The following is a 13,484-nucleotide window of genomic DNA, read 5'->3' on the forward strand; positions in this document are numbered from 1 at the left end:
GTCGTGGCCGCGACGGCGTTCGGGGCCGGCACGGCGGTCGCGCGCATCGGCGACGCCCAGTCTCCGGCCTGCCATTTCCGCTGGTCCACCGCTTATTCAGGTGCTAGGGGGTGTCATGCCGTAGGTCGTGGGCGTCCCGTGGTCCGCCGGCTCGCAGCGCTCCGACGGCCGCGACGGACGCGTCCAGCAGGTCGATGGGACGACCCCGGTGGTCGTAGATGCCGCCGCGGGTGCGGTTGCTGCCGCAGACGACGAACACCCCCGTCCCCGGCTCGGCCTTGAGGTGCGTGGCCGGCCGACCGACGAAACCGCTGTGGTCCACGTCCTGGGCGAGCGGGAGGAGAAGGTTCCGAAGCGTTCGATGTCCTGGTCGCGTACGACCGCCGGCGTCTCGCCGGTGAGTGTGGGCGGCCGGTCGGCCGGGAACTCCTCGAAGCACCGGACGCCGTCGTGCACGACGAGGTCGGCCCGGCTGATCACACGGCGCAGCGGCCCCGGTCCGCATGTGCCGCCGGGCGGGTCCCGGCGCGTTCCGGCGGCCGCCGGAACGGGGCGTGCCGGAGGTCAGCCTCCGCTGCCGAAGGCCGCCTGGGTGGCGGGGCCGTAGACGCCGGGCGGGTCGCCCTTGATCCCCCGGTCGCGCTGGAGCTGGGCCACTCCGCGCTTGGTCTGGCTGTCGAAGACACCGGTGGCGGACACGTACGTGAAGCCCTGCCCGAAGAGCCGCTCCTGGAGGACGCGCACCGCCTCGCCGCTGTCCCCCATGCGCAGCGTCCCGGGCGTCGGCGTGCCGGGCGCCTGCTGTCCGGCCGGGGCGCTGGACGCAGGGGGCTTCGGGGACGCGGGAGCCGCCGGCGGGGAGGGCGCGGCCGAGGCCGTGGCCGAGGGAGTGGGCGAGGGAGTGGGCGAGGGGCCTGTCTCCGCCGCCGGGCCGGACGGGGCGGGCGCGGGCTCGGCTCCGTCCGGGCTGGGCACGGGGAGCACGGGTGCGGGGAGCGAGAGAGCGGGCGAGTCACCGGTCCGCGAGGGGGCCGGCCGGTCGGGGGCGAACAGCAGGTACGCCAGGACGCCCGTCATGCCGAGGGCGAGCAGGGCGAGGGCCGCCACAGGGGTCCGCCGGCCGCCTCCGTCGCCGTCGCCGTCGCCCTCCTGCGGTCGGGCCCCGGCGGGCTGGACGCCTTCCCGGCCCGAGTCGGTGCCTGAGCCGGGACCTGAGCCGGTGCCGGAGCCGGGCCGGCCGGCATCGTCCCGGAAGGGTTCGGGTACGCGGAAGGACACCGGGGGCGGACCGCTCTGCGGCCAGGCGGGAGCCGTGGACGGGGCCGGGCCGGACACGGGCACGACGTACGGGCGTACGAGCAGGCGGTCGTCGGGGACGATACCGCTCTCTTCGGGGTGGTGGGACACGACTGCCGGTCAGGCCCTGCACGACGGGACGGCGCCGCGGGCGGCGAAGCGGCCGGGGGCACCGGACTCGGGAGCACCGCCGGCCGGGGCCGGCGTGAACGAAGAGCGGACCGGTATGTACATCGTGGGTCTCCGAGTGCGGCGCATGCGGTGGATCTCGATCGGGCGCACTCTGTCCCCTTTGCACAGCCGGGTCAAGCCTGGTGTCCGAACTGCCCCTTCGGTCCGCAATCCGTGCGGCCGGGCCGCAATCGGCGTCACCCGGACGCGTGAGACCGGGGGCCGGACCTCCCGGCCGGTGCGGCATGGTGGTCGGATGCAGTTACGCCGGACCGTGCCCCTCTCCTTCCTGGCGCTCCTCGCGTGCGCCGGCTGCGTCACCGTGGGCCCGGACGCCCCGGGTGCCGTCCCCGGTGCCGTACCGCCCGTCGGCGTGGCCGGCGTCCCGCCGCCGCTGCCGCTCGGCGAGCTGCCGGAGCCGCCTTCCGTACCGGAGGGGGACGCCGCCGGGGAGCCCGCCGGGGACGTGGGACCCGGCACGGATCCCGGCCGCCCGGACCCGGCCCCGTCGCGGTCCCCCGCGAAGGCGGACCGGCCGTCCTCCGGACGGGCCGAGAAGCCGAAGACGCCGCCCCGGCGGGTGCGTTCGCCGAAGCCGAAGGCCTCCCACCCGCACCGGCATCCGCCCCTGCCGTCCCGGATGGGCGAGCTGTGCGCGGCCGCGGAGGGCACCGTACCGCCGCCCCTCGTCGACCTGTGCCTGCGGCAGTACGGACGCTGACCCGGCCGGCGCACGTCCGCCCACGGATGCGAGGCTTGACCCTCCCCCTGTGTCAGGCCTTGCACTGGAAGACGTCATGTTCACCATCGGAGACTTCGCCAAGCACGGCCGGGTGTCGGTCCGCATGCTGCGTCACTACGACGCGCTCGGACTGCTGCGCCCAGCACGTGTCGACCCCTTCACCGGCTACCGCTTCTACGAGGCCGGGCAGCTCGCCCGGCTCAACCGTGTCATCGCCCTCAAGGAACTCGGCTTCAGCCTGGACCAGGTGGGCGCCATCCTCGACGAGCGGGTGGGCGCGGAGGAGCTGCGCGGCATGCTGCGGCTGCGGCAGGCCGAGCTGGAGGCCGCCGTGGCAGCCGCCACGGCGGGGCTGCGGCAGGTCGAGGCGAGGCTCCGGACCATCGAGAGCGAGGGTTCCATGCCGTCCGAGGACATCGTCGTCAAAAGCCTCCCGCCCGTCCGGCTCGCCGAGTTGACGGGGGTCGCGGGCAGTTTCGCACCGCAGGACATCGGGCCGGTGATCGGTCCGCTCTACGAGGAGCTGTGCCGCCGGTTCGAGGCCGCCGGGCTGGTCCCGGCCGGGCCCGGCACCGCCTCGTACGAGGACGCTCCGGAGGCCGGTGCCGGGTCGGTCCTGGTGCGTGCCGGGCTGCCGGTGGCGGGCTCGGTCCGCGCCGAGGACCTGGGGGGCGGGGTACGGATCGTCACGCTGCCCGGGGTCGAGCGGGCGGCGACCGTGGTGCACCGGGGCGCGATGGACGGCGTACTGCCGGCGGCGCAGGCCCTGGCCCGGTGGATCGACACCAACGGGGAGCGGTCCGCCGGGTACGCGCGCGAACTCACCCTGGCCTGCCCGGAGGACCCCGACCAGTGGGTCACCGAACTCCAGGAACCCCTCGCCCCCAGGTCCTGAGGGCGCCCGGCCCGCGAACGTGAGCGCACCGGCGGGCCGTGCCGCGCCGGGCTGTCCGCAGCCGGCGCAGGGTGGCGTGGCCGCGGCGGCGCCACTCCGCCCGCGGCAGGCCGGCCCGCTGACCGCCGCTGCTGATCAGGGCGTTGACCGGGGTCATCGGGTCAGCTGCGAGCCCTTTCGCCAGCAGCACCCCGACCACGAGCGGGACCAGGGCCACGGCCAGGGCGGACCCGGCGGTGGTCACGTGCTGCATGCGCGGGCGGGGCTCGCCGCCCGGGGCTTCGTACGTCATGCCCCTCATTCGATCAGCGCAGGCGCGGCGGGGAATCGGGGCGGGTACTCAGGCCGTTGGGCATGAAGTACTCAAACCGGCCCGGCCGGGCGCGGCACGGCCCGGCCCGGGTGCGGTCTCGTGCGGACGGACGGACAGGCGGGGTGACGGCGATGGCGGTGCCCGGGCAGGGCTTCGAACCGGCGAGCGGCGACGGTGAGGCCGTACCGCCGGGCGCCGCTCGGGCGGCGGAGCTGCGCACGGCGTACGAGGGGCTGTTGCAGATCCGCCGTCTGGTGAACGGGGCCGCGGGCGCGGAGGTTCCCGCCGCGTGGGAGGTACGGCAGCCGGCGCGCGCGGTGGCCCTGGCCCTGGAAGCCTCGGGGATCCCGCCGTCCGCGGTCGACGGGCAGGGGCGGCGTACCCGGACGGGATACCGCGTGGCCGCCGCGGCGGAGCCGGGCCGGGTGGAGGTGACCTGGCTCGGCCCGCCCGGCGGGGGCGCGGCCGGGGAGGAACAGGAGAGGCTGACGGAGTGCGCCGGGGTGCTGGAGCCCCTCGGGTGGGCGTGCCTGCTGTACCGGGGCCCGCGCCGGCGCCGTTTCCTGGAGGTGGAACCCCCGCACGGACACCGGCAGGGCCCGGCCTGACGGGCCTGACCTCCACGGCGTTCCGGCGCCGCCCGGCCGGCCCCGGCCCGCCCTCCCGCCCTGCCGGTGCTGCTCCGCCAGGACATAATCGCTGGCCGCGCCGCCCGCGCGACCGGCAGACTCGCCCCATGGGCATGCTCGACGCGTGGGCGAACCGTACCGGCCTGGGCGAGACCGTCGAGTTCCGGCCGACCGGCGGTTCGATGGTGCCGCTGATCCGCTCCGGGCAGCGGGTCCGGGTCGGACCGGTGTTCCCCGGGCGGCTGGAGGCCGGCGACATCGTCCTGGCCCGGGTCCACGGCACCGTCTACCTGCACCTGGTCCTCGCGGTGGACGCCCCGCGCCGGCGCGTGCAGATCGGCAACAACCGGGGCGGCGTCAACGGCTGGGCCGGCTACGACCGGGTGTTCGGCATCTGCCTGGCCGTGGACGGTGTGCCCCGCCCCGGCGCCGCCGCGAAGGTCCGCGCGGCGCCGCCCGCGATCCGGCCCGGGCTCCTCGCCACGCGCCGTCTCGACCTGCTCCCGCTGCGGGCGGAGCACGCCGGTGAGATGGCCGTCGTCCTGTCCGACCCCGCCCTCCACACCTTCATCGGCGGCGCCCCGGCCGCCCCCGACGCGCTGCGCGCCCGGTACGAGCGGCTGGCGGCCGGTTCCCCGGATCCGGCGGTCGTCCGGTGCAACTGGGTGCTCCGGCTGCGCGCCGGGGGGCGGCTGGTCGGCACCGTCCAGGCCACCGTCACGGCGGACGCGGGGCAGGCCGAAGTGGCGTGGGTCGTGGGGACTCCGTGGCAGGGCCGGCGCCTCGCCTCCGAGGCGGCGCGGGCGCTGACCGGCTGGCTGGCGAAGCTCCCGGTCGGCCGCATCCTCGCGCACGTGCACCCGGAGCACGCGGTCTCGGCTTCCGTTGCCGCGGCCTGCGGGCTCCGGCCGACCGCGCACCGCCAGGACGGCGAGATCCGCTGGGAGTCCGGTGACGGGGGGCGCCCGGCCCCGGGTGGGCGGGGCCGTGCCGCTCACCAGCCTCCGGCCGCGGCCCCGCCCTGCGGCTCCTGACCGCCTCCCCGCGTGTCGTCCTCCAGGTGGCGCGGGGGTCCGTAGCGGGCGGCGAGGGCGGTCGCGGTCTCGGCGACCGCCCGGCGCAGCTCCGGCGGCCCCAGCACCTCCGCTTCCGTGCCGAGCCGGAGCAGGTCCCCGACGGCGAGGGCCCCGGCCTCGACGGGCAGCCGGACCCGGACCCAGCCCTCGCCGCCGGCGGGGTGCGGGCCGGGGTCGGGGTCGGGCTCGGCGTCGGCGAGTGCCCGGACGCCCGCCGCGCCGAACAGCATGGGCAGCAGCCGCCGCCCGCGGGGCGAGAGGCGCAGTTCGGCGGTCCGGCGCCGGGTTGCCGCGTCCAGGCGGCCGACCGATTCCTGCCAGTAGGCGGCGAGAGCGAAGCCGGCGGGCCGCTCGAAGCCCTCGTCCGTGGCGTCCACCGCCAGGAACCGGGTGACCCGGTAGGTCCGCAGGGTCTCCCCGGCCCGGGCCACCAGGTACCAGATCCCGCCCTTGAGGACGAGGCCGAGCGGGTGCAGTCCCCGGTGGACCTCGCCGTCCCGGCGGCGGTAGCGGGTGCGCAGGACGCGCTGGTCCCAGACCGCGCGGGCGATCGCTGCGAGGTGCGGGACCGGGTCCGCGTCCCGGAACCATGCGGTGGTGTCCAGGTGGAAGCGGTCCTGGACCTGCCGGGCCCGTCCGGCGAGGGCGGCGGGGAGCGCGGCTTGCAGTTTCAGCTGGGCGGCCGCCAGGTCGGCGCCGAGGCCGAGGTCCTCGGCGGGTCCGGGTGCGCCGGACAGGAAGAGCGAGGCGGCCTGGTTGTCGGTGAGACCGGTGAGGCGGGTGCGGTAGCCGTCCGGGAGCCGGTACCCGCCGGCCGGGCCGCGGTCGGCGAGGACGGGGACTCCGCAGGCGCTGAGCGCTTCGACGTCCCGGTAGACGGTGCGGACGGACACCTCCAGCGTGGCGGCGAGTGCGGGTGCCGTCATCCGGCCGCGGTTCTGCAGCAGCAGGAGGAGGGAGAGGAGCCGGTCGGCACGCATGGCACCCATGGTCGCGCATACCTGACAGGAGGTGTCAGGTAGGGCTGCCAGCATGGGGACACAGCCTGCTCAACCGCCGGACGGTCAAGTCCGGCCGGCCGAAAGGACCGTCGTGCCCGCATCCGCATCCGCATCCGCGCCCGTTCCCGCGCCCGTTCCCGCGCCCGTACGCACCGAAGGGCGGTTCACCTTCGCCGACTGGGAGGAGCGGGAGGTGGGTCCCTCCGGGACCTCCCCGCGGCTCGCCCGCGCCACCGTCCGGAACTCATTCACCGGCGGGATCGAAGCAGCCGGCACGCTCTGCGCGTACACCGTCGCCTACACCGGGGAGAGCACCGGCACCTTCACCGGCATGGAGCTGGTGTCCGGCAGCGTCGACGGACGCGAGGGCAGTTTCGTCCTGGAGGAGCGCGGCGGCTTCGACGCGGAGGGGACCCGCTGCCGGTTCGAGGTGGTGCCCGGCTCCGCCACCGGCGCGCTCGAAGGACTGTCGGGATCCGGGGCGTTCACCACCCGGCACGGTGACTCCTCGGTCGCGTACTCCTTCACCTACGCGGTGGGCTGACGGGCCGGCGGACGCCGAGGGGGCGCGGACCCCGGCGGTCCGCGCCCCCTCCTGCCGTGCCGGACTCAGCCCCGGGTCACGGTGCGCCGAACGTCAGCGTCAGCTGCGGCGTCCCCTCCCCCGCCTGTGCCTCCGACGACCACAGCCACAGCGCGTCCGTCCCGGTGCTGCTCAGCGCGAGCGCGTAGCTGCCGCCGAGCGCCTGCGCCACGGTCGCGGTGTTCAGGCCGGTGGTGTGCACCGCGGAGCCGTCGGGGATGCCGGCGAAGGTGCCGAGCGCCGGGCTGCCGAGCCCGGGCCGGTCGGCGTAGGTCGTACCGCCCTCCGTCCAGGCTCCGGTGACCGGTACGACCGAGACGGTGTCGGTCGTACCGGCGCCGCTCATCGTGCTGGTCTTCACGCCCAGCGCGGCCGATTTCAGCACCGTGCCCGCGGGCGCGGCGGGCAGGTCGAAGCGGAGGTAGCTCGCGTAGAAGGAGGTGCCCCGGACGGCGAGCGATCCGGAGGTCCCGTAATTGGTGCCGGGTGCACCGGCGTTGGCGTAGGTGTCCTCGGCCGCGGTGACCCGGACGACGGAGTCGGCCGGGGCGGAGGCCAGGGCGTAGTGGTGCTGCACCTGCGCAGCACCGAGGACGCTGGGGTAGACGGCCGTCTCGTCGAGCCGGCCGGCCCAGTATTCGCTCGTCGGGCGGTCCGGCCAGCCGCCGAGGCTGTCGCCGCCCGCGTGCCAGTAGCCGGAGAAGTTCTCGTGGGCGGTGACGTCGAGCGTGCCCTTCTGGGCTCCGTCGACGTACAGGGTCATCCCGCCGGGGCCCTGGGTGGCGACGACGTGGTGCCACTTGTTGTCGTTGTAGGCGGTGCCGGTGGTGATGGTGCGGGTGGCGCCGGTGTAGACGCCGTAGACGAGCCGGCCGTCGTCGGTCATGTAGATGTGCTTGTCGTACTGACTGCTGCCGCGGGTCTGGTTGTTCCCGAAGCCGACGAGCTTCCCGCCCCGGGTGGTGTTCGTCTTGAACCAGGTCTCGATGGTGTAGCTGTTGCCCACCGTCTGACGGCGGTCCGCGTACACCTGGGTGTCGGACCCGTTGAAGCCGATCGCCGTACTCGCGCCGGAGACGGCCCCGGGCGACTGGCGAAGGGCGGGGCCGTTCAGGTGCACGCCGCTCTGGTTGCCGCCGGCCGAGGAGTCGGCGACGAAGGGCAGTGCGGACTCGTCGTAGCGCCAGTACTGCTCCGCGCCGTCCGCGCGGACCGCGTCGGGGTAGGCGTCCACCGAGGTGGGGACGGTCACGCTCGCCGTGCCGGACGACGCGCTGGCGTTGCCCGCGGCGTCGGTCGCCGTCACCCGGTAGGTGTACGACCGGCCCGGTTCGACGGTGGTGTCGGTCGAGGAGGCCTGCGGGCGCCGGAAGAACAGCGAGTCCGCGACGACCGTGGCGATCGGCGTGGCCGCTCCGTTGCGGTACACCTTGTAGGTGAGCGCGCTGTCGTCCAGGTCGAGGCTGGTGCGCCAGCGCACCTGGGCCTCTCCCGGCTTGAAGCTGACCGCGCTCGCGACGGGCACCGTGGGCGCACCCGTGTCCCCGGTGGAGGCGAAGCGCGTCAGGCTCTGCTGCGCAGCGCCGTTGACGGTGGTGAACTCGCCGCCGACCCACATGTACTGGACGCCGGCCTTCGAGCCGACCGCCATCACGCGCGGGCCGATGCCCTCGCCGATGCCGTCGTTGGTGTCGGGTGCCCAGCCCAGCTTGCCGGTGCCACTGGTCGGCTGGGCGAGCAGGTGGTAGCGCCGGCCGTCGGGGAACTCGCCGACGCTGGAGCAGTCGTGCGCGTGCGAGGCGCTGTACAGCACGCTCTGGTACGGGAGCACCGCCTGTGTGGCGCCGAGGCAGGTGTCGCGCCAGCGCTGCCCGAAGTCGTCGAGGTCGAGCGCGATGCGGCCGTCGAAGACCCCGCCGCCGGTGCCCTCGTTGGCGGTGTAGAAGCCGGTGGCGTCGGTGGCTATGTCCTTGACGGCCGAGTTGGTCTCGATGAAGCCCGGGTAGGACCTGGTGAGTGCGCCGCTCGTCGCGTCGACGACGGCCAGCGCGTGCGTGCCGGTGCCGTTGACGGTGAAGAAGTCGCCGCCGAGGATCACCTTGCTGCCGTCCGGGGTGAGCTCGACGGCGCGGCCGGGCTCGTCGGCGTTCGCGGTGAAGGGACGCAGGGCCCCGTCGGCGGCGTCGACGGCGGCGAAGCGCTGGCGCTGCCGGCCCGCGACGGTGAGGAAGTCGCCGCCCGCGTAGACGGTGTCGCCGGTGACGGCGAGAGCGCGGACGGTGGCGGCGAAGGCGGGCCGGAAGCCGGGTTTCACCGTGCAGGTGGCCACGTCGACGGCGGCAAGGCTGGAGACCGGGGTGCCGTTGACCGCTCCGAAGTAGCCGCCCGCGTAGAGGGTCTTCCTGTCCGGGGAGAGGGTGAGCGCGCGGACGGTGGCCGTGCCCGAGCCGACCGTGAAGGACAGCTTGCAGGAGGTCGGCGCCCCGGTCGCCGCGTCGAACGCCGCGAAGTTCACGGCCGGCTGCTCGCTGCCCCCGCCGCCCGCGGGGGGCCGGACGGCGGAGAAGGTGCCGCCGGCGAAGACCTGGCCGCCCGCCTCCGCGAGGGCCCAGACGACGCCGTTGGGCTGCCAGGTCGGCAGCGCGTCGGCGGTGAAGGCGACGGGCGGGGTGACCGCCGCCGCCTGCGGGACGAGGCCGAGCCCCATGACGGTGCCGGTTCCGGCCACGGACAGGGCGAGAGCGGCCGCCAGCCTTCTGGATCTACGCATGAACCCCCCAGTTCGGTGTGCGGTACGGCCGCGTCGCCGGCTGGCTGGCGGCCGAGGTCGGGCATGGCCGGAACCAGACGTACAGCCGTCCGCGGCCATGCATACGGGCGCACCCTAGAGTGGTTCATCATTCCGTTCATCACACTTGACGTATCGGATACCGAATTGGTCCGGTCGGCACGCGGCCCACAGGGGGAACCGGAACCATGACGTGCCCGCGCAGCACAAGGACCCGGTCCCGATGACGGGCCCCGGTTCCCTGACCTTCGCCGCCTGGCGCCCCGATCCGCACCGGCGCTACGTCTGCCTGGCGGAGCTGCTCGTCCGCCTCGGCTCCTTCGGCCTGGACCTGGTGTGGAAGGTCGACCTCCCCGACGGGCCACCGGGCCGGTCCCGGCCGGACGAGTGGGCGGCGGCCCGGGAGGGCATCGGGTCGCTGCGGCTGCTGTCCCTGGTGACGCCCGAGGTGCAGTTCGTCGACGGCAACTACGACGGCTACGACGCCGACGGCCGGCTCGTGCTGGAGCTCCAGGAGTTCGACAGCACGAGCTGGGACGTCAGGAGCGCCGATCCGTGGGTGCTGGACGAGGTCCGCCGCTGGTTCCCGGACGCCCGGCCGAGTCCGCCCGGCGCCTGGGGCGACGCCTGATCCGGACCGTCACCCCGCCGGCAGGGGGCCGGCCGGACCGGCGCCCGGGTACCGGGGGCGCCGGGCGCACGGCGCGGGGTCACCCTGGCGAAAGCGCCCCGCGCGGGCCCGCGCACCTCTACCGTGCCCTGGGGGGACGGTGGACGGCGGCGGAGGGTGGGACGGATGGACGACGAAGAGGACATGCGGCTGGCGAGGATGACGCCGGAGATCTCGCGCCGCACCCTCACCATGCTGCGGGGTCTCGTCGGCCTGGAGCCCCCCGAGCAGGTGCCCGAGGACGCCATGATCGTGGCCGACGCGATCCTGGCTGAGCACGGCACCGACGGGCTCCGTGTCCTGGTGATGACCCTGGCGGCGTGGACGACCGCGCAGATCGAGAACGTCGCCGAGCTGAGCCAGCGCAGCCACGAGGCCGTACTCGACGCCATGGAGCTGGCCTGCCTGGAGGCGAACGCCGAGGAGTAGGCGGCGCCCGCCCGGACCGGCCGGGAGAACCGGGCGGCTCCCGAGCGCTCGGGATCGGGCCTCCGTCGGCGACACTGGGGAGAGCAGAAGCTTCGTGGGGGGTCTGATCGGAGGCCGTCGTGAGCACACCTTCCCCCATCCGGATCGCCGCCGTCCTGTCCACCGAGCACCGTGGACGGCTCATGTCCCAGGCCCGCGAGGTCAACTTCCCGGAGAACGCCCGGATCTTCGAGGAGGGCACCGCGGCGGAGTCCTTCTGGATCGTGCGCTCCGGCACGGTGACGCTCCAGATACCGGTGGCCGGGCGCCGGCCGGCGCCCGTGGAGAACCTCGGCTCCGGTGAGCTGGTGGGCTGGTCGTGGCTGTTCCCGCCGTACGTGTGGCAGCTGACGGCGGAGGCGATGACGCCGGTCCGGGCGTACGAGTTCGACGCCAGGGCCGTGCGCGTGCTCATGGACGCCGACCCCGTCTTCGGGTCCGCGGTGGGGCATTGGGTGGGACGCGTCCTCGCCCTGCGGCTGCACCAGACCCGCACCCGGCTGCTCGACCTGTACGCCCCGCGCCTCGGCGCGCGCTGACCGGCCCCCGCCCCCGGCAGCACCCGACCTCACCCCGAGCCCGCCCGCCCGCCCGCCCGCCGGAGAGATCTCGGCAATGTTTCCGGCAGGTCTCGGGAGCGTTTCCTGGGTGGTGTTCGGCCGATTCGCGCGTCCGTTCCCCCACAGGTCAGCCCCGCCCCACAGCTGCGGTCTGCACTCATGCGCACACGATGAGTGACGTGAAATCGGGGTGCGGACGGGCGTTCACGTCCCGCGTGGGCAAGACTCTGTCCGCTGTCCGAAACAACCACCTTCAAAGGAGTGTTCGAAATGCGGTCCATCGCAAGGGGTCTCGGGCTCGGTTCGGCCGCCATGGCGCTCACCGCGCTCACCGCGCTGGCCTGGCCCGGAGCGGCCGGAGCGGCTCCTTCCGGCGCAGGGAGCCTGTTCGCTCCGTCCGCACTCGTGCTCGCCGTGGCGGAGGGGGACGACGCCGAGACCGGTACGGTGCTGCGCGCGGTGACACTGGTCTGCGCCCCGGCGCCCGGGGGCACGCACCCGGACCCGGTCGCCGCGTGCGCCGAACTCAGGTCCAGCGCCGCCCAGCCGGACGCCCTCACCGAAGCCGCCCCCGACACGGCGTGCACCCGGGAGTGGAATCCGATGACCGTGACGGCCGACGGGGTCTGGGAGGGCCGGCGGTTCAGCTACGACCACACCTTCGGCAACCCGTGCGGCCTGCGGAGCACCAGCAGCATACTGTTCGACTTCTGACCCGGCGTCATACGGCGCCCCCGGGGCCGGACCGCGGCGGTGAACCGCGGTCCGGCCCCACCGGTGTCCGGCCGGTCAGCCCAGCTCGAGGCTGGTGATCCCGTACAGGCCGGCCAGGTCGAGGTCCGGAGCCGGGCCGGTGTACATGCGGGCGGCCTCGAAGGTCGGCTCCAGGCCCAGTTCCACGGCCAGGGCGGTGGCCCGCGGGTTGGCGTCCGGCACGTCCACGGCGACCAGCCCGCCCGGGGCACGGTCCGACAGCTCCCTCAGCAGGGCGGCCGCGACCTGCGGTCCGGACGCGTACAGCGGGCCGATGCGGGAGGCGCCGCTGGACGGTCGGACCACCCCGAGCCCCTCGATCCGGCCGTTCCGGACGGCCGCCAGCGCGGTGCGGCCGGGCAGGCCGGTCCAGGCGGCGAGAAAGGCGTCGCGCGGCGCCGGGAAGAACCTCCGGTCGTAGACGGCGAGTTGACCGAAGGGCAGCGAGGCCGCGTCCACCACCTCGACCGCCCGGTCCCCGCCTGCCGCACCATCCGGGCCTTCCGCGCCGAGGGGAGTGCCGGAGCCGGCCCCCGCGGGGACGCCCTCGTGACGGACGTTGTTCCAGGCCGAACGGAATCCGGACCTACGGTAGTTGTCCTGCTGGGCGACCACCCCGTCCAGGCCGACCAGCCTTCCGTCCAGCCGTTCCATCCCGGCCTGCCACAACCGGAACCCGTAGCCCTGGCCGCGGACCTCGGGGCGGGTCATGTAGAAGCCGATGAAGCCGAATCCAGGACCGTAGCGCACGGCGGAGATGCAGCCCACCGGCTCGCCGCCGAGCCTGCCGATGAGGAAGCCCTCCGGGTCGGCGACCGCGAAGGCGAAGCGGTCCGAGTCTCCCGGATTCCATCCCTCCTCATCGGCCCAGGCACGCATGGTCTCCATGTCGGCGCCGCTCGCGCCGGTGATCTCGAATCCCCTCATGTCCGGTGTTGTACCAGACCTGACGGGCGGGCACAGCGGGGTGACCGGCCGTCCTCGGAGGACGGTCAGCCCGCGCAGATCACGTCGTCGAGCCGGATGGGATGGGAGTCCAGGCGTACGTACGCGGTGAAGGTGTCGATGGTGTCCGTGTTCCAGTGGGTGGTCACGGTGGCCCAGCCCACGCCCGCCGACTGGGCCACGGTGACCGGACCGATCACGATGTGCTGCGGTTCGTTCTGTGCGCAGAGCAGGACGTCCGCGTCCGGATTCTCCCTCTGCCGGTCCTTGAGCACCTGCGAGACCCTCCCCTCCCGGTCGTCCGCGGAGGGGCCGTGATCACCGTAGAACTCGGTGAGGAAACGACCGATGTCGGAGGCCGTGTGCCGATGCGCGGCCGGAACGGCCGCGGAAGACGGCGCGAGCAGCGCGAGCAGGGTCAGCGGCAGGACACCGAGGCTGTACGGCATGAGCTTCATGCACCGGTGTGTACCCGCCCGCCGGGCCTGCCGGAGGGACACGCTCCGGATCTCACTCCAGTGGGGGTCCCCATTCACCGCAGAATCGCCCCCCGGGGGGTGTCGGACGAGGCCCCGGTAATCCGGTCGCGGCCGC

Annotated in this window: 16 protein-coding genes and 1 pseudogene; 9 read left to right on the forward strand and 8 right to left on the reverse strand. The window is 74.7% G+C overall.

From position 1 onward, the window contains the following. Window positions 1-103 precede the first annotated feature (103 nt). The 3 genes and pseudogenes from ACFWUZ_RS23985 to ACFWUZ_RS23995 form a co-directional block, all read right to left on the reverse strand. Window positions 104-322: a DUF6196 family protein gene (locus tag ACFWUZ_RS23985; protein WP_384376392.1), complete on the reverse strand. Its 219-nt coding sequence runs from the start codon at window positions 320-322 to the stop codon at window positions 104-106. A 101-nt stretch (window positions 323-423) separates the two neighbouring features. Continuing rightward, window positions 424-480, reverse strand: a pseudogene (locus tag ACFWUZ_RS23990) (hypothetical protein); the annotation flags it as partial. Window positions 481-564: 84 nt separating this feature from the next. Further along, complete coding sequence (locus ACFWUZ_RS23995) at window positions 565-1,407, reverse strand: peptidoglycan-binding protein (RefSeq protein WP_384376395.1); 843 nt, start codon at window positions 1,405-1,407, stop codon at window positions 565-567. 316 nt (window positions 1,408-1,723) lie between these two features. Between ACFWUZ_RS23995 and ACFWUZ_RS24000 the strand changes: the two genes are divergently transcribed. Both ACFWUZ_RS24000 and ACFWUZ_RS24005 read left to right on the forward strand, forming a co-directional pair. Further along, entirely contained in the window at window positions 1,724-2,188 is a 465-nt protein-coding gene (locus ACFWUZ_RS24000) for a hypothetical protein (RefSeq protein ID WP_384376398.1), read from the forward strand. A 76-nt stretch (window positions 2,189-2,264) separates the two neighbouring features. Continuing rightward, window positions 2,265-3,104 (forward strand): MerR family transcriptional regulator, encoded by an 840-nt coding sequence (locus ACFWUZ_RS24005; RefSeq protein ID WP_384376594.1) that lies wholly within the window; start codon window positions 2,265-2,267, stop codon window positions 3,102-3,104. On the opposite strand, the gene ACFWUZ_RS24010 is transcribed toward ACFWUZ_RS24005, so the two are convergent. Continuing rightward, window positions 3,067-3,396 (reverse strand): hypothetical protein, encoded by a 330-nt coding sequence (locus ACFWUZ_RS24010; protein WP_384376400.1) that lies wholly within the window; start codon window positions 3,394-3,396, stop codon window positions 3,067-3,069. The genes ACFWUZ_RS24005 and ACFWUZ_RS24010 overlap by 38 nt on opposite strands. A gap of 152 nt (window positions 3,397-3,548) precedes the next feature. Here ACFWUZ_RS24010 and ACFWUZ_RS24015 point away from each other — a divergent pair, with 152 nt between their 5' ends. Then, complete coding sequence (locus ACFWUZ_RS24015; RefSeq protein ID WP_384376403.1) at window positions 3,549-4,025, forward strand: hypothetical protein; 477 nt, start codon at window positions 3,549-3,551, stop codon at window positions 4,023-4,025. 482 nt (window positions 4,026-4,507) lie between these two features. Beyond that, window positions 4,508-5,080, forward strand: a complete 573-nt coding sequence (locus ACFWUZ_RS24020) for a GNAT family N-acetyltransferase (RefSeq protein ID WP_384376597.1) — start codon at window positions 4,508-4,510, stop codon at window positions 5,078-5,080. On the opposite strand, the gene ACFWUZ_RS24025 is transcribed toward ACFWUZ_RS24020, so the two are convergent. Beyond that, window positions 5,041-6,102: a helix-turn-helix transcriptional regulator gene (locus tag ACFWUZ_RS24025; protein ID WP_384376406.1), complete on the reverse strand. Its 1,062-nt coding sequence runs from the start codon at window positions 6,100-6,102 to the stop codon at window positions 5,041-5,043. The genes ACFWUZ_RS24020 and ACFWUZ_RS24025 overlap by 40 nt on opposite strands. A gap of 112 nt (window positions 6,103-6,214) precedes the next feature. Between ACFWUZ_RS24025 and ACFWUZ_RS24030 the strand changes: the two genes are divergently transcribed. After that, a complete protein-coding gene (locus ACFWUZ_RS24030) occupies window positions 6,215-6,667 on the forward strand; it encodes a DUF3224 domain-containing protein (RefSeq protein WP_384376409.1) in 453 nt (150 codons plus the stop codon). 76 nt (window positions 6,668-6,743) lie between these two features. On the opposite strand, the gene ACFWUZ_RS24035 is transcribed toward ACFWUZ_RS24030, so the two are convergent. Next, window positions 6,744-9,476, reverse strand: a complete 2,733-nt coding sequence (locus tag ACFWUZ_RS24035) for a DNRLRE domain-containing protein (protein WP_384376412.1) — start codon at window positions 9,474-9,476, stop codon at window positions 6,744-6,746. Between the two features lie 211 nt (window positions 9,477-9,687). Here ACFWUZ_RS24035 and ACFWUZ_RS24040 point away from each other — a divergent pair, with 211 nt between their 5' ends. From ACFWUZ_RS24040 to ACFWUZ_RS24055, 4 genes are all read left to right on the forward strand, one after another. Beyond that, a complete protein-coding gene (locus ACFWUZ_RS24040) occupies window positions 9,688-10,125 on the forward strand; it encodes a hypothetical protein (RefSeq protein ID WP_384376415.1) in 438 nt (145 codons plus the stop codon). A 165-nt stretch (window positions 10,126-10,290) separates the two neighbouring features. Continuing rightward, window positions 10,291-10,593: a hypothetical protein gene (locus tag ACFWUZ_RS24045; RefSeq protein WP_384376418.1), complete on the forward strand. Its 303-nt coding sequence runs from the start codon at window positions 10,291-10,293 to the stop codon at window positions 10,591-10,593. 119 nt (window positions 10,594-10,712) lie between these two features. Next, window positions 10,713-11,171 carry a Crp/Fnr family transcriptional regulator gene (locus tag ACFWUZ_RS24050; RefSeq protein ID WP_384376420.1) on the forward strand — a complete coding sequence of 153 codons (459 nt, stop codon included), beginning with the start codon at window positions 10,713-10,715 and terminating at the stop codon, window positions 11,169-11,171. Between the two features lie 291 nt (window positions 11,172-11,462). After that, the gene (locus tag ACFWUZ_RS24055; protein ID WP_384376423.1) at window positions 11,463-11,906 is read left to right on the forward strand and encodes a subtilase-type protease inhibitor; all 444 of its coding nucleotides are present in this window, start codon (window positions 11,463-11,465) and stop codon (window positions 11,904-11,906) included. Between the two features lie 75 nt (window positions 11,907-11,981). Here the strand turns inward: ACFWUZ_RS24055 and ACFWUZ_RS24060 are convergent, their stop codons facing one another. Together ACFWUZ_RS24060 and ACFWUZ_RS24065 are read right to left on the reverse strand one after the other, a co-directional pair. Continuing rightward, window positions 11,982-12,872, reverse strand: coding sequence for a GNAT family N-acetyltransferase (locus tag ACFWUZ_RS24060; RefSeq protein WP_384376426.1), 891 nt, complete (start codon window positions 12,870-12,872; stop codon window positions 11,982-11,984). 65 nt (window positions 12,873-12,937) lie between these two features. Continuing rightward, window positions 12,938-13,348: a hypothetical protein gene (locus ACFWUZ_RS24065; RefSeq protein ID WP_384376429.1), complete on the reverse strand. Its 411-nt coding sequence runs from the start codon at window positions 13,346-13,348 to the stop codon at window positions 12,938-12,940. Between the last annotated feature and the right edge of the window lie 136 nt (window positions 13,349-13,484).

It is taken from the genome of Streptomyces sp. NPDC058646, assembly GCF_042716875.1.
GTDB lineage: Bacteria > Actinomycetota > Actinomycetes > Streptomycetales > Streptomycetaceae > Streptomyces.

Coding starts and splice junctions, on each gene's coding strand:
- ACFWUZ_RS24025 (WP_384376406.1), bottom strand. CDS start 6,102: ATGCGTGCCGACCGGCTCCTCTCCCTCCTCCTGCTGCTGCAGAACCGC.
- ACFWUZ_RS24010 (WP_384376400.1), bottom strand. CDS start 3,396: ATGACGTACGAAGCCCCGGGCGGCGAGCCCCGCCCGCGCATGCAGCAC.
- ACFWUZ_RS24055 (WP_384376423.1), top strand. CDS start 11,463: ATGCGGTCCATCGCAAGGGGTCTCGGGCTCGGTTCGGCCGCCATGGCG.
- ACFWUZ_RS24015 (WP_384376403.1), top strand. CDS start 3,549: ATGGCGGTGCCCGGGCAGGGCTTCGAACCGGCGAGCGGCGACGGTGAG.
- ACFWUZ_RS24065 (WP_384376429.1), bottom strand. CDS start 13,348: ATGAAGCTCATGCCGTACAGCCTCGGTGTCCTGCCGCTGACCCTGCTC.
- ACFWUZ_RS24035 (WP_384376412.1), bottom strand. CDS start 9,476: ATGCGTAGATCCAGAAGGCTGGCGGCCGCTCTCGCCCTGTCCGTGGCC.
- ACFWUZ_RS24045 (WP_384376418.1), top strand. CDS start 10,291: ATGGACGACGAAGAGGACATGCGGCTGGCGAGGATGACGCCGGAGATC.
- ACFWUZ_RS24000 (WP_384376398.1), top strand. CDS start 1,724: ATGCAGTTACGCCGGACCGTGCCCCTCTCCTTCCTGGCGCTCCTCGCG.
- ACFWUZ_RS24060 (WP_384376426.1), bottom strand. CDS start 12,872: ATGAGGGGATTCGAGATCACCGGCGCGAGCGGCGCCGACATGGAGACC.
- ACFWUZ_RS24005 (WP_384376594.1), top strand. CDS start 2,265: ATGTTCACCATCGGAGACTTCGCCAAGCACGGCCGGGTGTCGGTCCGC.